Genomic DNA, 26398 nt, shown 5'->3' on the forward strand with positions numbered 1-26398 from the left:
GCGGGTATCCCTCAACCGATGACCGCATTGGGGCCAGGAGCCCTCAACGAAAAGGAATAGAGTACATCGTTGAACGAACGACACAGGCATGACCTGTGTCGTTGGGCAGTTGTCAACCTGCCCCTGATGCAACCCCAAGTCAAGGAAGGAGGACAAAGTCCGCTCGCACTTCTGGGGAGTTGCAAGCCCCCACTTCAAGCGTTAGCTAAGTGGGGGTAGTTGACGCAGTTTTTCATAGATTTTCTCCGCCACCGCCCGTGGAATGTTCGCCCGTTGCAGCTCATCAACGGTCGCCTCTTTCATCTTTTTGACTGATCCGAAATAGTTTAACAGCGCTTTTTTCCGCTTTTCCCCGACGCCGGGAATGTCATCAAGCACGGAATGGAACATCGTTTTCTGCCGCGTCTTTCGGTGAAACATAACGGCAAACCGATGCACTTCATCCTGGATGCGCTGCAATAAATAAAACTCTTGGCTTTGCCGGTCAAGCGGCACGACATCCGGCGGGTCGCCGGCCAAAAGCTCTGATGTGCGATGTTTTTCGTCTTTCGCCAATCCAGCCAGCGGCACATCCAGTCCAAGTTCGTTTTCGAGCACATCCCGCACCGCCGACAAGTGTCCTTTGCCGCCGTCGATGATGATCAAATCGGGAAGCGGCAATCCTTCTTTCAACACGCGCGTATAGCGGCGGCGCACGACTTCGCGCATCGTTTCATAATCGTTCGGCCCCGCGACCGTTTTCACCTTATATTTCCGGTATTCTTTTTTCGCCGGCTTGCCATCGAGGAAAACGACAAGCGCCGAGACCGGATCAGCCCCGTAAATGTTCGAGTTGTCAAACGCCTCGATGCGGCGCGGCGCCGGAATGCCAAGACGCTCTCCGAGACGTTCGACCGCTTTGATCGTCCGTTCTTCGTCCCGCTCGATGAAATAAAATTTTTCTTTCAGAGCAATGGCCGCGTTTTTGCTCGCCAGCTCAACAAGCTCTTTTTTCTTCCCTTTTTTCGGCTGGACGACGGCAACGCCGAGCAATTCGCGGGCGAGCTCGCCGTCAATGTCGGACGGGAGGACGACTTCTTTTGGCTTCAAATGATGCGCTTTCGCATAAAACTGACCCAAAAACGTAAGCATTTCCTCATCCGGGTCTTGGTAAAGCGGGAAGATCGACACGTCGCGCTCGATCAGCTTTCCTTGGCGGAGGAAAAACACTTGCACGCACATCCAGCCTTTGTCGTACGCATAGCCGAATACATCGCGGTCGATGAAGTCGTTGAGCATCATTTTTTGCTTTTCCATCGTCATCTCAATCGCTGCGATTTGATCGCGGTATTCTTTCGCCCGTTCAAACTCGAGCGCTTCCGCCGCCTCGTGCATTTTCTCGGCCAACTCCCGCTTCACGTCTTCATACCCGCCGTTTAAAAAGCGGACGATTTGTTCAACCATCGCCTTATTTTGTTCGTCCGACACCGGGTGGACGCACGGGGCGAGGCATTGGCCCATATGGTAATACAAACAGGCGCGCGAAGGCAGCGTCGAACATTTGCGGAGCGGATATAAGCGGTCGAGCAGCTTTTTCGTTTCGTTCGCCGCCTGCACGTTTGGATACGGGCCGAAATATTTGCCCCCGTCTTTTTTCACTTTGCGGGTGATCAGCAGGCGCGGATGCTTTTCCGCGGTGATTTTAATAAACGGGTAGCTTTTATCATCTTTCAGCATGACGTTGTATTTCGGATCATGCTTTTTGATCAAATTCATCTCCAAAATGAGCGCCTCGGCGTTTGACGAGGTGACGATGTATTCGAAATCGGCGATCTCCTCAACAAGCCGCTGCGTCTTGCCGTCATGCGTCCCGGTGAAATACGAGCGGACGCGCGCTTTCAGCGACTTCGCTTTGCCGACGTAAATGACCGTTCCGTGTTTGTCTTTCATCAAATAGCAACCCGGCTGTTCCGGCAGCACGGCCAGCTTTTCTTTCAGCCGCTCGTTCATTGGCCATCACCTCACTCTCCATCCACCCATTCGTACAGCGTAATCGTCCCATACACCGGATCAGCAAGCAGACTGGAACGATACGTTTTCACTTTGCGCACATGGCGGGAAACATCGATCCCTTGAGCCTCGAACCCTTGGACAACGTGATTGGTCATATATATCGCAGCATGGCGGTAGTTTTCTTTGTCTTGCAAAAAGAAGGAAAAATGGAGCACGTCTTTATGTGGAAAGGGCACGTTCAAATAGTCTAGGACGCGCGTCTCTTCCCACGTATATACCACAAACGGCTGCCGTTTGTCACGCAAATCGTCCGCAAGCTGATACACTGCCGGCGGCGTCTTTGCCTGCTCGCACAGCTGCCCGATGCCGATTGCAGCCTGCAGCAGCACAACCGCCGCCGCCAACACATGCTTCCATGATCGCGGTGCAGCCAATACGCGCCCCCACACGAAAACGAGCGCAATGTGAACGAGCGGAAGGAGATGACGCGGCTTGTCAATGTTTTGTCCGAAAAGCGCCCACAAAGCATACAGCAACGCGGAAACGACAAGCGGGCGCGGCAGCCGAAACGGCCCAGTGCGCCAGGCGATGGCGCCGACCACTGCATAGGTAGCCAGCAGCCAAGCATTTCGGCTGGCCATGCCGGTCCAAAGAAAGTTGTCAAGGACAAAGCGGCGCACCCGCTCCCAAAATGGAAGCGGGCTCGCCGCCGCCGTTCCCCCCCAGTCGCTGAAATGACCGACGACAAACGCCCAGCCAAGCTTGAAAAACGGCCAAAGGCCGCCTTCCGTCGCCGCGACCGCCGCCACCCAAACAAATTGAAAGGCGGCCGCCGCCAACAGCGATGCCGCCACGCGGCCGAGGCGGCGGTGCGTTTTCCAGTCTTCATGCCAAAGGATCAACAACGCAGCGGCAAACGGGGCATAAGACAAACGGATGCCCATGAGGATGCTGAACAACGCGGCCGGCCAAAGCTGCGCCATCCATGTTGTTCGCCGCCGCGCCCATTCCACCGCCCATATGTACCACCAAAGCACGCCAAGCGCCGCGCCGTCCGACATCGGTCTGGCGGCGGCAAGGAGCACGTAGCTTGAAGAAAGCACCGAAAGCGCCGCCCATAGCGCCGCTGAACGCGGCATATGGCGAGCGAGCAGCCAAACGATGGGAAAGGCGGCGGAAAACAACACGAGCACATTCAAGATCGAAAGCGCTTTGGCCGGATTGGCGACCAGAGCGTGCACTGCCATGCCGCCAAGAATCAAATACGGATAGCCCGGGAAATGCGGCTGCATGGCCAATAAATCATAGCGTTCCAGCGCCCGCGCAAAGTCAACTTCGTCCCACGAGGCCGCATACGGGTTCGCCCCATACAAACCGGCGCCGGCCAACAAAGCAGCCATTCCGACACCAAAGCTCATCCAAAAGCGATCATCGCCCAACCGTTTGTCCACCGTGTTTCCCTCCAAAGAAAACGTACAAGGCGCAGCGTCCTTGTACGTTACATGACGTTTTTGGCTTGTTCCTCCAACGAGGCAACCGCCGGCTTCTCAACCACGGCCTTCTTTTGACCGCGGCGGCTCGCCACCAACAAATACACGACGACGAAGTAGCCGATATAGGCCAACACTTCTTCAAGCGACGGCATTGAAGAATAACCGAACAGCGCTTTTAAAAAGACGCCGACTTCGCCGGAAAAGACAGGGGCGACGCCATGGTCGCGCACGTAATGTTCGTAATCGATCGGATGTTCCGGAAGCAGCCACGTCAAATCGTATACGTGCGGCATGACGCTGCCGATGAGGCCGATGTCCTGCATCATCGAAATGGCTTGCACGAGCAGTCCGGCGGCAATTAGGACGATAAACGCGCCAGTCACTTTAAAGAACGTCTTCAACGGAATGCGCATCGTCCCTTTAAAGAAGAAGTAGCTGACAAAAGCGGCAATGACGACCCCGGTCGCCGCTCCCCAGCCTTGCATCGCCGCGCCGATGTTGCCGTGCGTAATGGCGGCGAAGAAGAAGACCGTTTCCACTCCTTCGCGCAGCACGACCAAAAACGAGTGGATGACCATGCCGGCGACATTGCCGGCGGTGACAAACTGATCCATTTTCCCTTCCACGCTTTTTTTCATGTCCCGACTATGTTCGGCCATCCAGAACACCATTTGCGTCAAGAGCAACGCGGAAATGACCATGATGCCGATTTTCAAATACGTCTCGCTTCCCATTGCCGCAAAACCGGTAAAGACGAGCTGAAACAACATGGCGACGCCGACGCTCGCCGCCACAGCAAGAGCGGCGCCAAGCCATACATATTTCGTGTATTCACGGTGACCGACCCGTTTCAAATACGATGTAATGATGCCGACAATCAGCAGCGCTTCCAGCGCTTCACGAAACGTGATAAGCAGCGCTTGAACTTCCATGCCCCCGCCTCCCATTCAGTTTAGACTAAGCACGCTTCCGGCGACGTGCGTAAATCAAGACAGTCCCGATGATCACCACAGCGATGACGATGAGCGGAATCCAGTTTTTGGCCTCGGACAAATCGGTCCACTCTTTCTTTTGCACTGCATCCGGCTTTTCCGTGGCGCTTTCCGAAAAATGGCCGACTTTTAGGCTTTTGAGGCCAAATTGCTTTTGCAACGCCGATAAAATGGTTTCCTTGCTTTTCTTGAACGTTTCGATGTCTGATTTTTTCTCGCCGACGCCAAACAGCCCCGGGTTGCCAAGCGACTGAAGCGCCTTGTCAAACTCGGTGCGCAGCTGTTTGTCAAGCGCAGGGTCTTTCCCTTGGATGATCGGCGACAGCGCCTCATACGTCGCAAACGCCTTCGCCAACAGCCGCTTGCTCGTGTCGTACTGATCAAAGTTCGCCTCAATATTGTCCAACCGGCGGGCGATATTGAGCACTAAAATGTTTTCCATGTCCTTGATCACCCCCTGGCGGTCCTTCGCTTCGATGGCTGCAAGCACCGCCTTGGACGGCTCAGGCCCCATGTGCATGTCGATTTCTTCTTTTATGGTTCCGAAAATTTCCTTCGCTGCGGCAAAGTTCGGCGGCTGCTCGTTCAACTTTTCTTTCATCTCTTTATACGCCTCAGCAACCGCTTCTTTGTTCGGATCTCCATACGAATAGGCGAACGCTTTCAGCGGAATGAGATTGAGAATAATGATCACTGCTATGTAAAAAAAGAAACGGGATGTTTTCACGTTTCTGATCCCCCTCCATCAAGATCAATGATAATCATTATCACCATCATTGTCAATATTGGAAAAATGGCCGGCGGCCCAAGGCGGCCGCCTCACGAACAATGGCGCTCCCGCTCCAAAGAAAGCAGATGCGCTTTTCGGTCAATGACCGCTTTTGTTACCGGGCGGCGCATTTCCTTCCAGATGGCCGGGATGACCGCGGTCATATAGGCGGTGAACTTGATGAACGAACGGCCGGTCGTCCGCACTTGGTAGCGGATCGGCACTTCCTTTAGTCGAAACCCTTTGCGCACTAAGTTGAGCGTCAACACTTGGGCGTAATTGTAATCGTGGATGATTTCCGCCTCTTCCATCGCTTGGCGGGAAAACGCGCGCATGCCGGATTGCCCGTCGTACAGCCGCTGGCCGAGCAGGAGCGACTGCAGCCACGTGAACAAATAATTCCCGAGGCGTCGGTGCCATTTCATGCCGCGAATCGTGCCAAGGAAGCGCGAGCCGATCGTATAGTCGGCCTCACCGGCGAAAATCGGCGCCAAAAGGTCAGGAATTTGTTCCGGCGGATATTCGTTATCGGCATCGATCATCACGCCGATATCCGCGCCAAGACGGACACACTCTTTGAGCCCTCGCCGCACCGCCGCCCCGAGGCCGCGGTTTTCCGGCCAGCGGCAAATGTAATCGGCTCCCGCTTCTTGCGCCGCTTCAGCAGTCCGGTCGGTCGACCCGTCATCAATGACCAAGACGCTGACCTCTACATCGGGATGGAAATGACGCGGAATGCGGCGAATCACGTCCCCAATCGCCCCTTCCTCATTGTGCGCCGGCAAAAAAACGATGACGTGCTGCTTCTTCATCACTCTCCTCCTTCCGCATCGCTTCGATCAAAACAGGGCCGCGGCTATGGCTTGGATACGGCGCGCCAAGCAAATAGGCGATCGTCGGCGCCAGCGAGACGAGGCTTCTTTTCTCATCAACCCGTTTCCCTGCCTCAATCGCCGGACCGTACATGAAAAACGGCACATACCGCTCCCCTTCATCGAGATGGCCGTGGCCGCCGATGCCATCCGCTTGGCCATGGTCGGCGCAGACGATCAGCGTCGCGCGCTCAAGCTCGCCTCGCTCCTCAAGCCAGGCGACAAACTCGGCGATCAGCGCATCGGCTTCTTCAATTTTTTCAATATACTCGTCATACAGCACCCCGCGGCTATGGCCGGTCTGGTCGGTGGCGATCAGCTGCACGATAAGCAAGCCTGGATCTTGTTCTTCAACAATTCGTTTCGCCCGCTCGATAATATAGCGGTCGGCGAGGTCGTTCGGCATGACGGCTGTCACCGTTTCGACATCGTCTCCAAACGAATCGACCAAATGGGCGATGCCAAGCAAGCGGCCTGTTTTCCCTACTTTGCGGAGCGAGTCAAAGATCGTTTCCACTTTCGCTCCGAGCTTCCATACCATATTCGAGCGAATCCCGTGCTCAAACGGATACGTGCCCGTCAACATCGATGTAAAGCAAACGACCGTACGCGCCGGGTACACGGTCTCCATTTGCGCAAATTCCGTCCCTTGCGCGCGCAGCCGTTTCAAAAACGGGGCGTTGGCCGCTTCAAACCGGTCTTTGCGCATCCCATCAATCACGATGACATACACTTTGTCACTGATCGGCACGGTTGGACTCGGCACATTGTTCGTATAAGTCGGAATGATCTCGGGCTGCCAGTCGAACAAATTCCGATGCAAAATCCATGAAAACAGCCACACCAAAGCAGCAAACAGCCAAAGCGCCCCGCACAGCGGCGCCAAATCCGCCCCTCGTTCCACTTGGATCGACGCATATTCCCAAACAGATAAAAGGAGAAAGACTTTCGGCAGCTGCTCTTGAGCGTTGCCGCTCGTCGAATCGCTGTTTTTCAGCACGAGCTTCCAAAAGCGGGTGAAATTCCACCATGACGTGCCGATGCGCAAATGGTAATAGAGCGTTCCCCAAAAAAAGACGGTAAAGAAAAAGTAAAGCCCCGACGCCAACAGCAGCAGCGCCGCATCAGCAAACGACCAAACGATGAGAAACACAACGTAAGGAATCCATAAATAATTGCGCAAAAACAGCGGATAATCATAGACATAGTAGATGACAAACAGCGGCAGCGCCGCCGCCAGACCAAGCATCCATCCCCATGAGCCGCCCATCCAATCAGCGGCATGGTAGATCGTCATCGTTCCCGCGACAAAAATCGGCGTAAACGGCTTTCCTTCATTCAGCAAATTCCAGCAGCGCGCCGCCATTTTTTCGAATCGTGACGCTTCTTTCATCGCCTCTCCCTTTCCTTTCTCCGTACGCTCCGCACCGCTTGCCAGTCAGACCGCCAAAGCAACAATACCATGGCCCCGGCGGCGTAAGAAAACAAAAACTTAAACGCATGGGTCAACACTGCCGCCGCATACGCTTTCTCCCATGGTGCGCCGAGCCGGGTCAACGCAAACGCCATCACCGCCTCATACGTTCCGATCCCGCCGGGGGCGACTTGGGCGATCTGGCCGGAAACAGCCGCGCTGTTTGCCCACACCGCCTGTCCAAAGGAAAGCGGGATGCCGACTGCTTTGGCGATCACGCCAATGACGACCGCTTCACACAACCAGCTCGCCGCCACGGCCGCAGCGATCCCCAGACCGCGGCGGCCCTGCAACACCGTCCGCCATCGGCGCCATAACCGTTCGAGGCGGAGCGGACGGCGAAACATCACGAGCACAAACATCCCCCCTGCGACGGCAACCGCCACCGCCAGCGGAAGGACGGGAATCCGATGCATGTACACATACACCCCCGCTGCCGCAAAACCGCCCAGCACCGCCATGTCCAATAACCGCATGACCGCAACCGACTCGATCGCCTCAGCGGCGGAAACACCCGGCTGGCGGGCAAGCACAGCGACGCGGGCGGCATCGCCCATTTTGACGGGGACGAGATGATTGATCAACAAGCTGAGCAACACCCCACGCCAATAGACGGCAAAGGCGATCGGTTTCCCGACATATTGCTTCCATGCCCATGCCCGCAGCCAAAAGGACGCGCCATACACGAAAACGGCGGCAGCCATATCCGCCGGATGGCGGGCCAGCCCGGCGAGATGCCGAAGCAACGCACGGCCGTCAAAATAGCGATACGTCATCCAACCAAACAGAACAACCATGGCCGCTCCGGCAACCTGGAGCCCCGCCTTGGCCGCCCTACCGCTCATGTTCGCGCGCCCACGCCACCGTGCGGGCGAGCCCTTCGGCAAACGGCACGTTCGGCCGGTAACCAAACGCCTTTTCCGCCTTCGTAATGTCCGCCCATGTCGCTTTCACATCGCCTTTCCGCTCCGGCGCGTGCACGATTTTCATATCGGAAAAGTGCTTCCGCAACTCAGCGAGCAGCTGCTCCATGGTGACGGGCGCCCCGGCGCCCAAGTTGAACACTTCGCTTCGCCCGCCGCTGCGGTGAAGCGCCGCGGCCATGCCGGCGACAATATCATCGATGTACGTATAATCGCGCGCCGTCCCCTTGCCATACACGACAATCTCCTCGCCCACCAACAATCGGCGCAAAAACGTGCCGATCGCCATATCCGGACGCCCCCACGGCCCGTAAACGGTGAAATAGCGGAACATCGTCATTTGGTAGCCATACAAATGGGCATAGGCATGACAAAACGATTCCGCTCCGTATTTCGCCGCCGCATACGGCGACACGACGCGGCCATCAGCCATTTCTTCTTTCAGCGGCACGTTGCCGCGGTCGCCATAGACGGATGACGACGAAGCAAACAGCACATGGCTGACTCCCGCTTCCCCCGCCGCCGCCAATACGTTCACCGTCGCTTTAATGTCATAGTCAATATAGGCGAGCGGCTGTTCAAGCGAATGCGGCACGCCCGGCAGCGCCGCCAAATGATAGACGACATCCGGGCGGCATTGGGCAAACCAGCGCATCGTTTGTTCCCGGTCGAGCAAATCGAAGCGGGCAAGCGGCACCCGCCCGCCGGTGAGCGCCTGAAACTGCCGCTCTTTCCGCTCAGCCGAATAGTACGGATGAAAGCAGTCGACGGCTATTACGTCATATCCTTGCTCGCTGAGATGGGCCGCGAGGTGGCTGCCGATAAACCCCGCTCCCCCTGTCACCACTACTTTCACAGTCGTCACCCCATTATCAAATTCACTGTCCATTAAGCATCTTACCATAGCGGCCGGCGAAAGTCGCGGATTGCAGGCAAAAGCGAAAAGCATCCGCCAAAGCGCATTCTCAGCCGCGACAAGCCGAAGGGGCGTTTGTGAAAAAAAGGGCGTCCTTGGGGACACCCTCCTTCATCATTATTTCGCCTTTTCCACTACTTGCTGCAGCGCAGCTTCAATTTGCGGCAGCCATTTGTCAGCTTCGGCTTTGTTTTTCGCCTTTGCTGCTTCCAAGTAGCGCGCCGCCTGATCGTTCAACGTGCTGTACGCCTTGTCGCCGAGCAGCGTTTTGATATCATTTTCGATCATGTTAATAAAGAGCGCGCCTTCTAAGGCGGTGATCACCGACTTGTCTTGCCCCCAATTTTCTTTGCTTTCTTCATATTCGTGAAGCGCCACTTTCGCCCATCCGCGCACGAACGCATGGTTCACCGCTTTCGGATCGAGCGTTTTGACATCGGTTTGCAGGTCAAACTGTTTCAAAATGTAGTCCGCCTCCTCCGCGGCATGCCGTTTCATATACGGATAGACGGACTGATAAAACGCCCAGCCTTCCGCCTGCTCCACTTTGGCTTCTTCGGCGTTTTCCTTGGCCGCAGCCGCCGCCTTCGCCGCATAGCCGTGCGGCAACGCTCCGCTCGCTAAATAGAATGTTTTCATCAATGTTTTGTCCACGACTTGCTTGCCGAGGGCAAATGAGAGCGCATCATCGTTTTGCACCGCTTGCTCCATTTGGGCAAACGCCCCGTTGATCGCGTCAACCAACTTCGTTCCGTAAGCCACATCGCGCTTTTCCACGGTCGACTGCAAAATCGCGTAAAATGCCTTCGCTTCCTCAAGCTCTTCCTTTACTTCTTCCTTATTGGCCCAATGCTCTTCTGCTTCGGTAAACTCATGTTTGATCGTCGTGTAAAACACTTTTTGCATCAGCTTGTCAAAAATTTGCTTGACAACCAACGGCTCAAGCAACCCGTCTTTGCCGGCGGCCAGTGCGTTGGTAATATGTTGGTCAAGCGTATCTTCAAATTCCGCGTCACGTTTTTGTACAAGCGGCTGCAGCTTTTCTTTGTAGATGCTCTCCACTTTGCCGAAGTCGACCGTCCCGCCTTGCTTCGCCTTCTCAAGCTCCGCGAGCGCTTCGCTGAACGCTCCCGCATAATCGACTTCCGCTTCTTCCTTCTCGTTCTCCGTCTTCTCTTCCTCTTTCGGCTTTTCTTGTTTTTCCACAGCCGTTTGGTTGCTGCTTTCTTTTTCTGTTCCCGCCGTCTGTTTGCTCTGGCCGCACGCGCCAAGCGCCAACGCCGCGGCGGCGAACACGGCGAGCCACTTCCATTTCCATGACATGATCGATCCCCCCATAGACCATTAAAAATGATAATCAATATCACACAAGCACGATTATAAAAGAACATGAATTTCAAAGTCAATCAAAAATAAAAAAGGATGGATGCTCTTTTGCAGCGCATCCCCCTTTTTTAGAACCGATCACACCTTAATCACATTTGGAAAAAACTCGTGACCCACTACCTCGCCGCGAATGGAAGAAGAAGGAACATCCAATGACAACAACGGGAATAACAATTCCGCCACGCGATACGCCTCTTCCAAATGCGGATAACCTGATAAAATGAAGTAACGGATGCCGAGTTGCTCGTATTCACGGAGACGTTCAGCCACTGTTTCCGGATCACCGACAAGCGCGGTGCCCGCGCCGCCGCGAACGAGCCCAATCCCCGTCCAAAGGTTTGGGCTGATCTCCAACGACTCTTTCCTCCCCCTGTGCAGCTCGCGCATCCGTTGCTGCCCGACAGAGTCATAACGGGAAAACACCCGCTGCGCCTCTTCAATCGTCCGGTCATCTACATACTGAATCAATCGCTCTGCCGCTTCCCACGCTTCTTTTTCTGTTTCGCGAACAATGATGTGGAGACGAATGCCAAATTCGATTTCTCTCCCTTCTTGGCGAGCGAGTTCCCTTACCCGTTCTATTTTTTCTTTCACCTGTCTAGGCGGCTCCCCCCAAGTCAAGTAGACGTCCGCATGGCGGGCGGCAACCTGTTGGCCGGCATCCGACGATCCGCCGAAAAAGAGGCGCGGATACGGTTTTTGCACAGCCGGGAACAACAATTTCGCCCCTTTGACTGACACGTGCTTTCCTGCAAACGTCACTTCTTCTCCTTCCAGCAATCGGCGCCAAATCGTCAAAAACTCGTCCGTCGCTTCATACCGTTCGTCATGCGACAAAAACAGCCCATCCCCCGCCAACTCAACGGGGTCGCCGCCGGTGACGACATTTACAAGCAGCCGGCCATCGGAAATGCGATCGAACGTGGAGGCCATGCGCGCCGCCAATGTTGGCGTCATCAATCCTGGGCGAACAGCGACAAGAAAACGCAATCGCCTCGTTTCCGCTGCCAGCGCTGCCGCCAACAGCCATGGATCTTCGCACGATTTCCCCGTTGGAATGAGCACCCCTTCGTATCCCAATCGATCAGCCGCTTGGGCCACTTGTTTGAAATAGCTGTATTCCGGCGAGCGGCCGCCTTTTGCCGTCCCTAAATACCGTCCGTCGCCATGAGAAGGAATAAACCAAAGGACTTTCATATTGTTTTCCTCCTTATCTCATGATCGTTTTTTCAGAGCCATGGGAAATGGAATGAATCACCTCTTCCATCCTCGACAACAAGTCGTCCGAAAACACGAGGCGGCCTTCGTCATCATGCCCCAATGTCCAATCCAAAATAAAGACGCCATGCAAGATTTCCCGCGCTCCCAAAATGGAGAAAATGGGTTTGAGCGCGTATTCGAGAGCCAACAGATGAGCAATGGTCCCCCCCGTAACAATCGGCACAACTAGCTTCCCAGCAAACGCCTTTTCCGGCAGCAAATCCAAATACGCTTTTAAAATGCCGGTGTAACTTCCCTTATACACTGGACTTAGTACAACCACCACTCGTGACTGGCGGATCCAATCATGTGTTTTCACAATCGAATCGCTTGATGAATGCGCATAAAGCAAATCTTCCGCCGGCAAATCGCGCAATCGGATGAAATATACCGTATGGCCGATCCGTTGCAATTGCTCGCTCACCCATTCGGCCACTCGATTCGTTTTCGAGGCGCGCGACGGACTTCCAGAAATAATGGCCACCGTTGTCATTTGTTTTCCCCCCACATTCTTTTATGCCCCGCTGTCCTTAACATCCCCTTGGAAGAGCGTTGTTCAAGGGGAATTCGGCTTTTCACAATGCCCTATCATTTTCAGTGGAACAGCTTGTATTGATGAAGTGTGAATGTTACAGGATTTCCTTATTGTCCCTTTATGACGACCACAGCGTCTTCCACTTTGACCCGTTTTGGAATCACCCCGGCCTCATAAAAACGATCCGCAATGCGTTGCTGGGCGTCGACCACCTCCTTCGTCAGCGGAAACACCCCATATCCTCTTCGGCTCAACGTCCGTTTCCAAATCTCTTCGCCAATTTTCGTTTCTTTAGCCAATAGTTTGGCGGCTTCATCGGGAGAGGAGTGGATTTCTTGATGAACTTTATTCAGTTGTGCAATGACCGTCTTCGCTACATCTGCATACTGCTTCACATACCCATTCCGTCCTACGATAAATCCATATTGTTTGGGAAGTCCTTTCGCATCCATCAAAATGCGCGCACCGCCGTTCACTTCGGCATCAGCCAAGAACGGATCCCAAATGACCCACGCATCGACGCTTCCTTGCTCAAAAGCAGCGCGCGCGTCTGCGGGAGGCAAATAAACGGGCTGGATGTCAGAAAGTTTCAATCCTGCTTTTTCCAACGCCTGGACAAGCAAATAGTGAACGTTCGATCCTTTGTTCAACGCCACTTTTTTCCCTTTCAAGTCCGCGATCGTGCGAATTGGCGAATTTTTGGGGACTAAAATCGCTTCAGCAGCCGGATTCGGCGGCGTGGTCGCCACGTATAAAAGCGGTGTTCCAGCTGCTTGGGCAAATACAGGCGGCGCTTCACCTGTATGGCCAAAATCCAAGCTGCCCGCGTTCATCGCCTCAAGCAGTTGGGGCCCACCGGGAAACAGCGACCATTGCACCGTATACCCCAACTTTTTCAATCGTTTTTCCAAATTCCCGCGCGCTTTTAGCATATTGAGCGTGCCATATTTTTGATAGCCGATGCGAATGACCTCGCTTGCTTCCCCTTTTTGCGACGAAGCAGATCCTTTGTCTTCCTTCCCGCTATGTGCGTCGCATCCGGAGCCCATCCATAACAAAAAGACGATGGCCAGCATCCATAGTGCTTTCTTCTGTTTTAACCATTGATCCATCATTGTCCCTCCTCGTTTTCCTCATCTAATTCGCAACGGAATAAAGCGAAGCGGCATCACCCCCCAAAAATAAACTATAACTATAGAAAAACTATGAATAAAAAATGTATAATTCCTATATAACCGATATGAATTATTGGTTATTAATATAAAGAAAATGCTTCCTGTTGTCAATCATTTTTTGAGGCCATCAAAAAAAATCCAGAGGTCCCTCCCTCTGGATTTTTGGTCATCGACATTACGCATGCTTGCTCACAAACTCCACAAGCGCCTCTTTCGGCTGATAGCCGATCGCTTTGTCGACAAGTTGGCCATCTTTGAACAGAAGCAGCGTCGGGATGCTCATGACGCCGAACTTCGACGCTGTTTCTTGGTTTTCATCGACATTCACTTTGACGATTTTCACTTTGTCGCCCATTTCGCGGTCAAGCTCTTCCAGCACCGGAGCGATCATGCGGCACGGTCCGCACCATGGCGCCCAAAAGTCAACGAGCGTGAGGCCGTCTTTCGTCTCTGCGGCGAACGTTTGGTCAGTGGCGTTGACAATCGCCATATGGATTCCCTCCCATCTTCTTGAATGCTGCAAGCAAAGTATACCATGGAATGCAAGTCTGCGCGAATGTTTTGCTTCGTTTCTACTATTCGCTTTTGCCGCGGAATTTATCCGTCAAAAAACGGGCGGATCAAGCCGCCCGTGTTGTTCATTACGAATGCACTTTCAGTTTTTTGAACTCTTCGGTGAGGAGCGGAACGACTTCGAACAAATCGCCGACAATGCCGTAGTCCGCGACTTTAAAGATGTTGGCTTCCGGGTCTTTGTTAATGGCGACGATGACTTTCGAGTTGGACATCCCCGCTAAATGCTGGATGGCGCCTGAGATGCCGCAGGCGATGTACAGATCCGGCGTGACGACTTTCCCCGTTTGCCCGATTTGCAGCGAATAGTCGCAGTATCCGGCATCGCACGCTCCGCGCGAGGCGCCGACCGCGCCGCCCAACACTTCGGCGAGCTCTTGGAGCGGCTTGAAGCCTTCGGCGCTTTTGACGCCGCGGCCGCCGGCGACGATCACTTTCGCCTCCGTCAAGTCGACGCCTTCCGCCGTTTTGCGGACGACTTCTTTGACAATCGCGCGCAAGTCTTTAATCTCGACGGCGAGCGCTTCCACGCTGCCTGTGCGCGACTCGTCGCGCTCAAGCGGCGCGATGTTGTTCGGACGCACGGTCGCGAAGATGATGCCATCGGTGACAATTTTCTTTTCAAACGCCTTGCCGGAGTAGATCGGACGGGTAAAGACGATGTTGCCGCCTGCCTCTTCAACGGCGATGACGTCGGAAACGAGGCCGGCGTCGAGCTTGATGGCCAATTTCGGCGACAAGTCTTTGCCGAGCGCCGTATGGCCGAAGACGATGCCTTCCGGCTGCTCTTTGTCAATCACGGCTTTTAACGCTTGCGAATAGCCATCTGATGTATAAAATTTCAAATTCGGATGTTCGATGACGACGACGCGGTCGGCACCGCGGTAAATGAGTTCGTTCGCATGCGCCTGCACTTGGTCGCCGACGAGCACCGAGACGACTTCCCCGCCTTCGGCGATCGTTTTGGCCGCTGCAATGGCTTCAAACGAAACGTTCCGCAGCGATCCATCCCGCACTTCTGCTAAGGTCAATACTTTACGTGCCATGTTTCAGTCCCCCTATCCTTTGATTCCCCGTTGTGCTTCATCCGAACGCCGACAGCGGTTTCCGCTTATACCACTTTCGCTTCGGAGCGGAGCAGCTGAACGAGTTCCTTCACTTGATCGGCGATCTCGCCTTGCAAAATTTTGCCCGCTTCGCGCTTCGGCGGCAAGAACACTTCGATCGTTTTTGTTTTCGCTTCAACATCATCTTCCTCGAGGTCCAAATCGTCAAGCTCCAGCTCCTCAAGCGGTTTCTTTTTCGCTTTCATGATCCCAGGCAACGACGGATAGCGCGGTTCATTCAGCCCTTGTTGAGCGGTGACAAGGAGCGGCAGCGACGTTTCGATGATTTCCTCATCCCCCTCGACGTCGCGCACAACGGTCACTTTGCCGCCGTCGGCAATGTCGAGCTTCGTGATCGTCGTCACATACGGAATGCCGAGCAATTCCGCAACGCGCGGGCCGACTTGCCCGGAACCGCCGTCAATGGCGACGTTGCCGGCTAAAATCAAGTCCGGGTTTTTGTCTTTTAAGTATTCAGCGAGCACTTTCGCCGTCGTATATTGGTCTTGTTCTTCGACATCATCGTCAATGTTGATGAGCACCGCTTTATCGCAGCCCATGGCGAGCGCCGTGCGCAGCTCTTTTTCCGCTTCCTCGCTGCCGACGGTGACGACCGTCACTTCGCCGCCGTGTTTGTCGCGCACTTGAATCGCTTCTTCAATGGCGTATTCGTCGTACGGGTTGATGATGAATTCTGCACCTTCCTCGTTAATCTTGCCATTGACGATGGAGATTTTTTCTTCAGTGTCAAAGGTTCGTTTCATCAACACAAAAATGTTCATGTCGTTCCCCTCCTCGGTTTGATCGAACATTGCTTCATGTTCCAACATTCAGATATTTACAGGGATCATTTCCCTTTAAAGACAGGCGGCCGTTTTTCCAAAAATGCCTGCACGCCTTCTTTTGCATCCTCGGATACAAACACGCGGCCAAACCATTCCGCTTCCTCGCGCACTGCCTCGGCAAACGATTTTTCCTTCGCGGCGTTGAGCAGTTCAATCGTCGCACGGACGGAAAGCGGACTTTTGGCGGCAATCTTTTTCGCCAACGCTTTTGCTTCATCAAGAAGCCGCTCTTCCGGCACCGCCTTGTTGGCAAGCCCCCATTCAACCGCTTCGAGTCCGGTGATCGGCTCGCTCGTCCACATCATTTCCGCCGCTTTGCCAAAGCCGACGTAGCGCACAAGCCGCTGCGTGCCAGCAAATCCAGGGATGATGCCAAGCTGCAGCTCCGGAAGGCCGAGTTTGGCGTTTTCCGCCACCACACGAATGTGGCAGCTCATAGCCAGCTCCAACCCACCGCCTAATGCGGCGCCGTGAATCGCCGCAATGACTGGTTTGGAAAAGCGTTCGATCCGCTCCATCACGAGTTGGCCGTTGCGCGACAAGCCGGATGCCTCCTCGACGGAAGCGATGGACGTGAATTCTTTAATATCGGCGCCGGCTGAGAAAAATCTTCCTTCGCCATGAAGCAGCACGACGCGTACTTCCGGATCGGTCTCGAGCTCGTCCAACACGGTTGAAAGCTCTTTCAAAACCGCTGATGAAAGGGCGTTCGCCGGCGGCCGCGAAAACGTCACGACGGCGACGAACTCCTCTTTCGCCAAACGAAAAAAGTCCATGAAGCCTCTCCCCTTTCTGCCTTTCCTAACGTCCGGCGGCGCACCCTTTGACGAGCAGTTCGTACACCGGATCGGCGAGGGCGGCCAAGTCATACTTTTGCTCGTTCATCACCCACGTCGTCACCGTTTCATCCAGGGTGCCAAAGATCATTTGCCGAGTGAGCCGGACGTCTAAATCTTGGCGAAACTCCCCTTTTTCCATCCCCTCCATGATGATGCGGTCGATGAGCCGCAAATATCCTTTCAGCACCTCATTGATGCGATGGCGCAGCTCTTTGTTCGACTGGCGCAGCTCAAGCTGCGTCACGACCGCCATATGCGGATCAGCGGCGAGGGCGGAAAAATGAGTTTTCACCAATACATACAATTTCTCTAGGGGGCTTGAAATTCCTTCTGTCTCTTGTTCAATTTTCTCGATGAACGCCCCCATCTTTTCCTGAAAAAGCGAAATTAAAATATCCTCTTTGTTTTTAAAATAAAGGTAGATCGTGCCGTCGGCGACACCGGCCTGCTTGGCGATTTTCGACACCTGTGCTTGATGGTAGCCGTGCTCGGCGATGACGACGACGGCAGCGTCAATGATTTGCTTAAATTTCGGCTTTTCCCTCCGCAATATGGATTCTCCTTTTCTCACTTTCCATCCGCCAAATGAATGAACCATCATTCATATTTTCATTTTACGGGCAATTCTGCCGATTTGTCAAGCTTCTTTTTCTCCTCTTCCACCAACACGCGGCGCAAAATTTTGCCGACCGCCGTCTTCGGCAATTCGCTGCGGAACTCGTAGATGCGCGGCACTTTGTAAGCAGCCAGGCGCTGGCGCATAAACGCGTCAAGCTCCTGTTCGCTGCACATCTCCCCCGGCTTTAACACGACGAACGCTTTCACCGTCTCGCCGCGGTACGGATCCGGAACGCCGATCACGGCCGCTTCCTGCACTTTCGGGTGCTCGTACAGCGCTTCTTCGACTTCGCGCGGGTAAATGTTGTAACCGCCGGCGATAATGACATCTTTCTTGCGGTCGACGATATAAAAATACCCACGCTCATCCATATATCCAATGTCACCTGTATACAGCCATCCGTCGCGCAGCACTTGCTCGGTCTCTTCCGGACGATTCCAGTAGCCTTTCATCACTTGCGGCCCGCGCACGACGAGTTCTCCACGCTCTCCCGGCTTTGCTTCCTCACCCGTTTCCAAGGAAATGATTTTCGCGTCCGTATCCGGCCACGGAACGCCGATGCTTCCTTTCACCCGCTCCCCGTCCCAAAGGAAGTTGCTGTGGGTGACAGGGGACGCCTCGGTTAACCCATAGCCTTCAATCAACTTTCCGCCCGTCGCCCGTTCAAACTGCTCCTGCACCTCGACCGGCAGCGGAGCGGAGCCGCTGATGCAGACGTTGATCGAGGATAAATCATATTTCGGCAAATCCGGATGGTTCAACAAAGCGATGTACATCGTCGGCGCGCCTGGGAACATCGTCGGCCGGGTGCGCTCGATTGCTTTTAATGTTTGCTTGACATCAAAGCGCGGGAGCAGCACCATTTTGCTCGCCATCATCACGGACAAATTCATCACCGTCGTCATGCCGTACACGTGGAAAAACGGAAGCACACCGAGCACCGTTTCTTTTCCTTTTTCGCATTTATACACCCAATGGGCGCACATGAGCGTATTGGCGATCAAGTTGCGATGCGTCAACATGGCCGCTTTCGGATGTCCCGTCGTGCCGCCTGTATATTGCAGCAGCGCCACATCTTCCACCGGATCGATGTCCACCCCGATCGGAGCGGTTTCCTTCTGACTGACGATCGTGCGGAACATATGAACGGTTTCGCTTTCCTCGATGCGGACGATGGGCATGTTTTGCTTCCGCTGCACAAGCGGATACAGCCATTTCTTCACCGTGGGCAAATAATCTTGCATTCTCGTGACAATCCAATGTTTGACCGGCGTCCTCCCTTTCACCTTTTCCGCCTTTGGATACAGAAGATCCATCGTCACGAGCACCGAGGCGCCGCTGTCGTTCAGCTGGTATTCAAGCTCATACTCGGTGTAAAGCGGGTTCGTCTGCACGACGATGCCGCCGGCTAGGAGCGTCCCGTAGTAGCTGATGACGGCCTGCGGGCAGTTCGGCAGCATAATCGCCACCCGATCCCCTTTTTTCAATCCGATCGTCCGCAAATAATGCGCGAATGTCAACGCTTGCTCGTACAGCTCGCGAAACGTCATCGTCTTTCCGAAAAAGTCGATCGCCTCATGGTCTCCGAATTGTTCCGCCGTCTCCCGCAAATAGTCGGAAAGCGTTTTCTTTGGATAGTCGAGCGTATGCGGAATCTCCGGCGGGTAGTGAGCGAGCCACGGTTTTTCCATCCCAATCCCCCCTTGCTTCTATTTTATTTTACTTTTTCTAATTTTTCATCAAAAAAAAGAACGCCGGGCTTGAACCGAGCGTTACCAAAACCAGTACACCAAACCAACGAAGAAAAAGCACGCGCAGATGACAAACAAGATTTTCGCCAGCACATCGACCGATCGGTTGCGCACGGCCATATAGACGATGCCGGCGATCAAAAACAGCCCGACCGCAATCAACAACCATTTCACTACTGCGTTCATTCGTTGTTCCCCTTTACTGAATGCCTTCGCCGATGACAAACGACAAGCCGACGGAAATCACCATGGAAATCAAGCCGACGGCCCGGTTGTCATTGGCAATTTCGTCATCAATATTGAATTTCGGCGTCAAAAATTCGTAAATAAAGTACGCGGCGAGCAGAAGCAAAAACCCGTACAGCCCCCAGCCAATCATCGACGGCAGCGACTCATGGCGGGCGAGTGCATAGCGAAAAATGTTGGCGATGCCGAAAATTTTCCCGCCGGTTGCCATCGCCACCGCCACATTGCCTTTGCGAATCTCTTCCCAGTTTTTGTACTTCGTCACCAATTCAAATACGGCTAAAAAGACGACGATGCACAACACGGCGACGCTGAAATTGGCCGCCGTTTTCACCATGTCGTGCTCCCAAAACGACGCCATTGCCATCGCCCCCATCATTTCAGTTCAACGATCGTCACCCCGGTGCCGCCTTCATTCGCCTCTCCGAACCGGAAGCTTTTCACCGCCCGGTGTTGTTTTAAAAACTGCTGCACTCCTTGGCGGAGCGCGCCCGTCCCTTTGCCGTGGATGATCGAAACGCGCGCATATCCGGCGAGCACAGCATCATCCAAGTATTTTTCAAGGCGAATGAGAGCATCTTCGTACCGTTCGCCGCGCAAGTCAAGCTCGAGGCTAACATGGGCGTCCTTGCCTTTCACCGTCGCAATCGGCGTCACATCTTTCGCCGGCGCGCTGCCGATATACTCCAAATCACGTTCATGAATTTTCATTTTCAAAATGCCGAGCTGCACTTGCCATTCGTCGTCCGACACTTTTTCGATCAAGTAGCCTTTTTGGTTGAGGCTCGTCACCTTCACTTCATCACCCGGCTGGAACACATGGCGTGAAGCAGCCTTTTTCGCCTTTTTCCGCTTCTCCACTTTCGGCATAGCGGCAGCGAGCCGCTGTTTCGCCTCGACGAGCTCATGCTCTTTCACTTCCGCCTGCTTTTCTTTTTGCAAGCGGCGCAGCTCCTGGATGATCCGCTCGGCTTCGCGTTCCGCGGCGCGGATGATGTCGGCTGCTTTTTGCGTTGCTTCCGCCAGCCGCTCCGCTTTTTCTTCTTCGAGCTCTTCCCATTTTTGTTCCCATTCGGCGCGCAGACGCTCAGCCTCCTCCAGCGCCGCGCGCGCCCGCGCTTCATCTTCCTCCGCTTGCTTTTTGCTTCGTTCAAGCGACGCGATCATGTTTTCGACGTTATGGCTTTCGGCGCTCACTTGCGCTTTCGCCCGCTCGATGATGCGTTCATCAAGCCCAAGGCGGCGCGAAATATCAAAGGCGTTGCTGCGGCCGGGGATGCCGATCAACAGTTTATACGTCGGGCGGAGCGTTTCGGTGTCAAACTCGACGCTGGCATTCACGACGCCGGGGCGGTTGTAGCCGTACGCTTTCAATTCGGGATAATGCGTCGTCGCCACCGTTCGCGCCCCGCGCCCGTGCACTTCATCCAAGATGGCGATGGCGAGCGCCGCCCCTTCCTGCGGGTCGGTGCCAGCCCCAAGCTCGTCAAACAGCACAAGGCTTTCACCATCGACATGGCGCAAAATGTCAACGATATTGACCATATGGGACGAGAACGTGCTCAAGCTTTGTTCGATCGACTGCTCATCGCCGATATCGGCGAAAACGGAACGGAACACCGCCGCTTCCGATCCGTCGGCCGCCGGGATGAACAGCCCCGCTTGCGCCATGAGCGTCAACAAGCCGATCGTTTTTAACGTCACCGTTTTTCCGCCGGTGTTCGGCCCGGTGATGACGATCGTCGTATAGTCGCCGCCCAATTCAATATCATTGGGCACCGCCTTTTCTTGATCCAGCAGCGGATGGCGTGCCTGCAAAAAACGAAGATAGCCTCGGCTATTGACCGCTGGCTTCGCGGCTTGCAACCGGCGGGCGTATTTCGCCTTGGCGAACGCAAAATCAAGCGCCGCGAGCGCTTCGACCGTCCGCGCAAGCGGCTCGGCCTGCTCAGCGACTTTTGCCGAAAGTTCGCGCAAAATGCGTTCGATTTCTTGCTTTTCTTTCGCCCGCGCTTCGCGGAGCGCATTGTTCAACTCGACGACCGCCTGCGGTTCAATAAACAGCGTCGCCCCGGACGCCGACTGGTCGTGGACGATGCCGCCGTAGGCGCCGCGATACTCTTGTTTCACCGGGATGACATATCGGTCATTGCGGATCGTAATGATGGCGTCCGACAGCCGCTTTTGCGCCGACGGCGAGCGGATGATGCTCTCAAGTTTCTCGCGGATGCGCGCTTCCACTGACCGAATTTGCCCGCGCAGCGAGCGGAGGCGGTCGCTTGCGGCATCCAGCACTTCGCCATGGTCATCGATCGAGCGGCGAACGTCATGCTCGAGTTCCGGCGCTTCAGCCAATGTGTCCGCATAACGGAAAAGCCGCTCAAGTCCGCCATGCTCGTCATAGAGACCCGCGATCAGCCGCTTCATTTGCCGGCTTGCGGCCGAGGTGGCCGCCACTTCAAGCAGCTCTTGCGGGCTGAGCGTGCCGCCGATCGCCGCCCGCTTGAGATGCGGACGGATGTCGACTACTCCGTCAAGCGGCACATAGCCAGCAAGCCGCAAAACAGCGGCGGCTTCATCCGTTTCGTCAAGCCAAGCGGCCACCTCCTCCAAGTCAGAAGACGGCATGAGAGCGTCGATTTTTTCCAAACCGAGCGGCGAGGACGCATGCTCAGCCAACTGCTCTTTCACTTTATCAAACTCCAAGGTGTGAAGCACTTTTGGTTGCACGTATCTGACCCCCAGCTGATTCATTTCTTTCGTTTGTCGTGCAAAAACTGTTGCAGCTTTTCAAGCGGCCATGTGTTGATGACCGTTTCCTTATGGATCCAACCTTTTCTTGCCGTCGCTACGCCGATCGCCATATCCTCGAGCATGTCCAAATGGTGGGCGTCCGTGTTGATGGCAATGTACACCCCCGCTTCCTGGGCTTTTTTCACGTAGGCCGCCGACAAGTCGAGCCGGTTTGGGTTGGCGTTTAACTCAAGCACCGTGTTCGTCTCCGCCGCCAGCTCGATGAGCCGCTCGATATCGACGTCATAGCCGTCGCGCTGGCCGATCAGCCTTCCGGTCGGATGAGCAATGACATCGACGTACGGGTGGCGAAGCGCCGCCTCAAGCCGTTTCATGATCGTCTCGCGCGGCTGTTTGAACGCAGAGTGAATGGCGGCGATGACAAAATCAAGCTCCTTGAGCACGTCATCGTCGTAATCGAGCGTCCCGTCCGGCAAAATATCCATCTCAATGCCGGCCAAAATCGTAAAATCCGAATAGCGCGCGTTCAGCCGCTCAATTTCCTCGCGCTGGCGCCGCAACCGATCCGGGGTCAAGCCGTTGGCGACTTTCAAATAGTGCGAATGGTCGGTAATGGCGATATACCGATAGCCGCGGCGGCGGCACGCTTCGGCGAGCTCCTCGAGCGAACACGCGCCGTCGCTCCATGCCGAATGCATATGCAAGTCGCCTTGGATATCGTCAAAATGGACAAGTGGATCATCAGAAGAATATCGATCGACTTCCGTGCCATCTTCACGCAGCTCCGGCGGAATGTACGGCAGCCCGAAATGGGCGTAAAACGCCGATTCATCGGGGAACGTTTTCACCTTGCCTGTCGCTTGGTCTTCCACGCCATATTCGCTGATTTTCTCCCCGCGCTCTTTGGCGAGCTGGCGCATGCGCACATTATGGTCCTTCGATCCGGTAAAATGGTGAAGCGCGGTCGCAAACTCGTCCTCGCCGACGAGACGGAAATCAGCCGCAATTTCATCATCATACTGAAAAAGAAGCGACACTTTCGTCTCCCCAGCGGCGAGCACTTCGCGGATGCGCTCAAAGCCGAGCAGCCCGTCGCGCACCTCGGCCGGACGATCGGTAGCGATGACATAATCCAAATCTTTCACCGTTTCGTTCAAGCGCCGCAAGCTGCCGGCCCGCGAGAAGCGAATCACGCCATCAAGACAAGCGAGCTGGCGTTCAATGTCCGCCGCGATCGCGAGCACCCGGGCGAGCGGCAGCCGCTCGGGGCGTTTGCCTGCCTTTTCAATGGCCGCAAGCAGCTTTTCTTCCGTTTTCGCGCCAAAACCGGCAAGCGCGCGCACTTTTCCAGCCAAGCACGCTTCTTTCAATCCGTCCATATCGACAATGCCAAGCTCCTGATGCAGCTTGGCGATTTTTTTGCCGCCAAGCCCCGGCAGTTTGAGCAAGGCGAGCAGCGTCTCCGGAACATCGCGTTTTAGTTCATTCAGCACCGACGACGAGCCGCTCTTGATAAATTCGGTGATGATCGCCGCTGTGCTTTTGCCGATGCCAGGGATGGCGGTAAAGTCGCTAATTTCCGCGAGGCTCCTCTCATCCGCCTCCAACGCGCTTGCCGCCTTGCGGAATGCGTTCACTTTAAACGGATTCTCCCCTTTGATTTCCAAATATAACGCAATCGTTTCCAACAGGCGGATGACATCTTTTTTGTTTATGTCCATGCCGTCCCCTCTCTTTCCAACATCACGGCCACATTCCAGCAAACATAGTCATGAATCGGTGAAAGCGTTTGTCGTCCTTCAAGCAGGTCATCAGACGCGGCCATGAATCCACCAGTTGCCAAGCATCTCCGACAACACCGGCGTATGTTTCACAATCACGGTCGCCATGAGCGAATGCTGCAGCTGCTCCTGCACGCTGTCAATCGGCACGAGCGCCCCGATATACAAAAACAAAAAGACGAGCAAATACACTTCCGCAAATCCGAGCGCCGCCCCCGCCAGACGGTTGACGCTGCGCAACAGCGGCAGCTGGGCGACGAAATCGAGCATCGAGCCGACGATTTGAAGCACGATTTTCACCACAAAAAATAAAAGTGCAAAGGAAATCGCCCGATAATAGGCATCGTCTAAATGGGTGCTCTGAAACAGCAGCTTCATCGTCTCCGGATCGCCGAACGTCGGATATGGAATCCAAAGGCGCAATGTCGGTACAAACCGCTCATAATACTGATAAGCAACGAAAAAGGCAATGAAAAACCCGGCCATATGAATGAATTGGAGAATAAAGCCGCGCTTCAGCCCGATCATCGCCCCCAGCAACAGGACAAACAGCAGCACGACATCAATCATCGCGTTCCCCATCCTTCTCCTTCTTCAGCTGTTCACGAAGCCGGTTGTATTCTTCCTTTAACTTCAAATACTCACTGGCAATATTGACGGCCGTCAAAACGGCCAGTTTCGGCACATCGAGCATCGGATTTTTCTCACTGAATTCATGCATTTTATCGTCAACGAACGCCGCCACGAGCCGGATATGGGCTGGGCTTTCCGCGCCGACGATCGTGTAGTCTTGACCATAGATGCGGACGCTCACCCGCGTTTTTGGCTGTCCTGTCAAACTTTCTCCCCCATTTCGCAAAATCCTACTGTTTATCATATCATGAACGCTGGTATAATGGAAAGATGCGACACACAGCGACGATAGAGAAGATAAAGGAGCGATCGAACATTGTCAAACTATGTGATTCAAGCCGATCAACAGCTGCTTGACGCCTTGCGCGCCCACTACCAAGACGCCTTATCCGACCGGCTTCCGGCCGGAGCGTTGTTTGCCGTCAAACGCCCGGATGTCGTGATCACCGCCTACCGCTCAGGCAAAGTGCTGTTTCAAGGGAAAGCGGCGGAGCAAGAAGCAGCGAAATGGATATCAGGGGCGAGCGCCTCAAACGAAACAGCTGACCACCAGCCGTCCGCTTTGGCAGCTCATCAACTCGGGTCTCTTTCCGCCATCGGTTCCGATGAAGTCGGCACCGGCGATTATTTCGGCCCGATCGTCGTCGCCGCCGCCTACGTGGATCGGCCGCATATCGCCAAAATCGCGGCGCTTGGCGTGAAAGATTCGAAACAATTGAACGATGAGACAATCAAACGGATCGCCCCCGCCATCATGGAAACTGTGCCGCATGCGGTCACCGTGTTGGACAATGCCGAATACAACCGCTGGCAGCGAAGCGGCATGCCGCAGACGAAAATGAAAGCGCTCCTTCACAACCGGACGCTCGTGAAACTCGTTGACGCCATCGCGCCCGCCGAACCAGAAGCAATCATCATCGACGAATTTTTAAAACGGGATTCGTATTTCCGTTACCTTTCCGATGAAGATCGCATTATCCGCGAGCGGGTGCACTGCCTTCCCAAGGCGGAAAGTGTCCACGTATCAGTCGCCGCCGCCTCGATCATCGCCCGCTATGTGTTTTTAGAGGAGATGGAGCAATTATCCCGCGCCGTCGGCCTCCTGCTTCCAAAAGGTGCCGGCGCCATCGTTGACGAAGCCGCCGCCCGGATCATCCGCGCGCGGGGGGAAGAAGCGCTCGCGGCGTGCGCCAAGCTTCATTTCGCCAATACGAAAAAGGCGCTTGCCATCGCCAAGCGCCGGAAGTGAAGGAGTGGAATTGATGAACAATGATGTTTGTTTGAGTTTATCTAGCACCACGGGTAATATGTGTGTCCCTGCATCCCGTCGTCAACTACCCCCACTTAGCTAACGCTTGAAGTGGAGGCTTGCAACTCCCCAGAAGTGGGAGCGGACTTCGTCCTCCTTCCTTGACTTGGGGTTGCATTAGGGGCAGGTTGACAGCTGCCCAACGACGCAGGTCA

Annotated in this window: 25 protein-coding genes; 1 reads left to right on the top strand and 24 read right to left on the bottom strand. The window is 54.7% G+C overall.

The annotated features are described in order from the left end of the window. Positions 1 to 201: 201 nt before the first annotated feature. From uvrC to zapA, 24 genes are all read right to left on the bottom strand, one after another. A complete protein-coding gene (gene uvrC / locus DI44_RS03710) occupies positions 202 to 1989 on the bottom strand; it encodes an excinuclease ABC subunit UvrC (RefSeq protein WP_015375541.1) in 1788 nt (595 codons plus the stop codon). A gap of 11 nt (positions 1990 to 2000) precedes the next feature. Continuing rightward, positions 2001 to 3443 carry a hypothetical protein gene (locus tag DI44_RS03705; RefSeq protein WP_033025947.1) on the bottom strand — a complete coding sequence of 481 codons (1443 nt, stop codon included), beginning with the start codon at positions 3441 to 3443 and terminating at the stop codon, positions 2001 to 2003. A gap of 47 nt (positions 3444 to 3490) precedes the next feature. Then, positions 3491 to 4417 carry an FTR1 family protein gene (locus DI44_RS03700; RefSeq protein WP_015375543.1) on the bottom strand — a complete coding sequence of 309 codons (927 nt, stop codon included), beginning with the start codon at positions 4415 to 4417 and terminating at the stop codon, positions 3491 to 3493. Between the two features lie 25 nt (positions 4418 to 4442). Continuing rightward, positions 4443 to 5204, bottom strand: a complete 762-nt coding sequence (locus tag DI44_RS03695) for a hypothetical protein (RefSeq protein ID WP_033025949.1) — start codon at positions 5202 to 5204, stop codon at positions 4443 to 4445. A gap of 92 nt (positions 5205 to 5296) precedes the next feature. Beyond that, complete coding sequence (locus DI44_RS03690) at positions 5297 to 6058, bottom strand: glycosyltransferase family 2 protein (RefSeq protein WP_033025950.1); 762 nt, start codon at positions 6056 to 6058, stop codon at positions 5297 to 5299. After that, positions 6015 to 7511: an ectonucleotide pyrophosphatase/phosphodiesterase gene (locus tag DI44_RS03685; protein WP_033025951.1), complete on the bottom strand. Its 1497-nt coding sequence runs from the start codon at positions 7509 to 7511 to the stop codon at positions 6015 to 6017. The genes DI44_RS03690 and DI44_RS03685 overlap by 44 nt, the downstream gene beginning before the upstream one ends. Beyond that, on the bottom strand, positions 7508 to 8437 hold the full coding sequence (locus tag DI44_RS03680) for a lysylphosphatidylglycerol synthase transmembrane domain-containing protein (protein ID WP_033025952.1): 930 nt from the start codon (positions 8435 to 8437) through the stop codon (positions 7508 to 7510). Before DI44_RS03680 ends, DI44_RS03685 begins: the two co-directional genes overlap by 4 nt. Further along, positions 8427 to 9371 carry an NAD-dependent epimerase/dehydratase family protein gene (locus tag DI44_RS03675; RefSeq protein WP_033025954.1) on the bottom strand — a complete coding sequence of 315 codons (945 nt, stop codon included), beginning with the start codon at positions 9369 to 9371 and terminating at the stop codon, positions 8427 to 8429. Before DI44_RS03675 ends, DI44_RS03680 begins: the two co-directional genes overlap by 11 nt. 177 nt (positions 9372 to 9548) lie before the next feature. Then, positions 9549 to 10754 carry a hypothetical protein gene (locus DI44_RS03670; RefSeq protein WP_033025955.1) on the bottom strand — a complete coding sequence of 402 codons (1206 nt, stop codon included), beginning with the start codon at positions 10752 to 10754 and terminating at the stop codon, positions 9549 to 9551. A gap of 141 nt (positions 10755 to 10895) precedes the next feature. Further along, positions 10896 to 12014, bottom strand: a complete 1119-nt coding sequence (gene ssuD, locus DI44_RS03665) for an FMNH2-dependent alkanesulfonate monooxygenase (protein WP_033025956.1) — start codon at positions 12012 to 12014, stop codon at positions 10896 to 10898. A 13-nt stretch (positions 12015 to 12027) separates the two neighbouring features. Further along, positions 12028 to 12570: an NADPH-dependent FMN reductase gene (gene ssuE / locus DI44_RS03660; protein ID WP_015375551.1), complete on the bottom strand. Its 543-nt coding sequence runs from the start codon at positions 12568 to 12570 to the stop codon at positions 12028 to 12030. 149 nt (positions 12571 to 12719) lie between these two features. Then, positions 12720 to 13724, bottom strand: a complete 1005-nt coding sequence (locus tag DI44_RS03655; RefSeq protein WP_033025958.1) for a sulfonate ABC transporter substrate-binding protein — start codon at positions 13722 to 13724, stop codon at positions 12720 to 12722. Between the two features lie 238 nt (positions 13725 to 13962). Beyond that, entirely contained in the window at positions 13963 to 14277 is a 315-nt protein-coding gene (gene trxA / locus DI44_RS03650) for a thioredoxin (RefSeq protein WP_015375556.1), read from the bottom strand. A 151-nt stretch (positions 14278 to 14428) separates the two neighbouring features. Continuing rightward, positions 14429 to 15406: an electron transfer flavoprotein subunit alpha/FixB family protein gene (locus DI44_RS03645; RefSeq protein WP_013144556.1), complete on the bottom strand. Its 978-nt coding sequence runs from the start codon at positions 15404 to 15406 to the stop codon at positions 14429 to 14431. Between the two features lie 65 nt (positions 15407 to 15471). Next, positions 15472 to 16248 carry an electron transfer flavoprotein subunit beta/FixA family protein gene (locus DI44_RS03640; protein ID WP_011232161.1) on the bottom strand — a complete coding sequence of 259 codons (777 nt, stop codon included), beginning with the start codon at positions 16246 to 16248 and terminating at the stop codon, positions 15472 to 15474. A gap of 65 nt (positions 16249 to 16313) precedes the next feature. After that, positions 16314 to 17087, bottom strand: coding sequence for an enoyl-CoA hydratase (locus tag DI44_RS03635; RefSeq protein ID WP_033025960.1), 774 nt, complete (start codon positions 17085 to 17087; stop codon positions 16314 to 16316). A gap of 25 nt (positions 17088 to 17112) precedes the next feature. Further along, a complete protein-coding gene (locus DI44_RS03630; RefSeq protein WP_011232163.1) occupies positions 17113 to 17700 on the bottom strand; it encodes a TetR/AcrR family transcriptional regulator in 588 nt (195 codons plus the stop codon). A 59-nt stretch (positions 17701 to 17759) separates the two neighbouring features. Then, entirely contained in the window at positions 17760 to 19460 is a 1701-nt protein-coding gene (locus DI44_RS03625; protein WP_011232164.1) for a long-chain-fatty-acid--CoA ligase, read from the bottom strand. Between the two features lie 81 nt (positions 19461 to 19541). Continuing rightward, entirely contained in the window at positions 19542 to 19706 is a 165-nt protein-coding gene (locus DI44_RS19230; RefSeq protein ID WP_011232165.1) for a hypothetical protein, read from the bottom strand. A gap of 13 nt (positions 19707 to 19719) precedes the next feature. Further along, positions 19720 to 20127: a DUF350 domain-containing protein gene (locus tag DI44_RS03620; RefSeq protein WP_015375560.1), complete on the bottom strand. Its 408-nt coding sequence runs from the start codon at positions 20125 to 20127 to the stop codon at positions 19720 to 19722. A 14-nt stretch (positions 20128 to 20141) separates the two neighbouring features. Then, positions 20142 to 22496: an endonuclease MutS2 gene (locus DI44_RS03615; protein WP_011232167.1), complete on the bottom strand. Its 2355-nt coding sequence runs from the start codon at positions 22494 to 22496 to the stop codon at positions 20142 to 20144. 20 nt (positions 22497 to 22516) lie between these two features. Beyond that, a complete protein-coding gene (gene polX / locus DI44_RS03610) occupies positions 22517 to 24241 on the bottom strand; it encodes a DNA polymerase/3'-5' exonuclease PolX (RefSeq protein WP_011232168.1) in 1725 nt (574 codons plus the stop codon). Positions 24242 to 24331: 90 nt separating this feature from the next. After that, positions 24332 to 24871 carry a CvpA family protein gene (locus tag DI44_RS03605; protein ID WP_011232169.1) on the bottom strand — a complete coding sequence of 180 codons (540 nt, stop codon included), beginning with the start codon at positions 24869 to 24871 and terminating at the stop codon, positions 24332 to 24334. Further along, positions 24864 to 25139 carry a cell division protein ZapA gene (gene zapA / locus DI44_RS03600; RefSeq protein ID WP_011232170.1) on the bottom strand — a complete coding sequence of 92 codons (276 nt, stop codon included), beginning with the start codon at positions 25137 to 25139 and terminating at the stop codon, positions 24864 to 24866. The genes DI44_RS03605 and zapA overlap by 8 nt, the downstream gene beginning before the upstream one ends. Before the next feature lie 111 nt (positions 25140 to 25250). Here zapA and rnhC point away from each other — a divergent pair, with 111 nt between their 5' ends. Beyond that, positions 25251 to 26183 carry a ribonuclease HIII gene (rnhC, locus tag DI44_RS03595; RefSeq protein ID WP_033025963.1) on the top strand — a complete coding sequence of 311 codons (933 nt, stop codon included), beginning with the start codon at positions 25251 to 25253 and terminating at the stop codon, positions 26181 to 26183. Positions 26184 to 26398: the final 215 nt, after the last annotated feature.

Source organism: Geobacillus sp. CAMR5420 (assembly GCF_000691465.1).
GTDB lineage: Bacteria > Bacillota > Bacilli > Bacillales > Anoxybacillaceae > Geobacillus > Geobacillus thermoleovorans.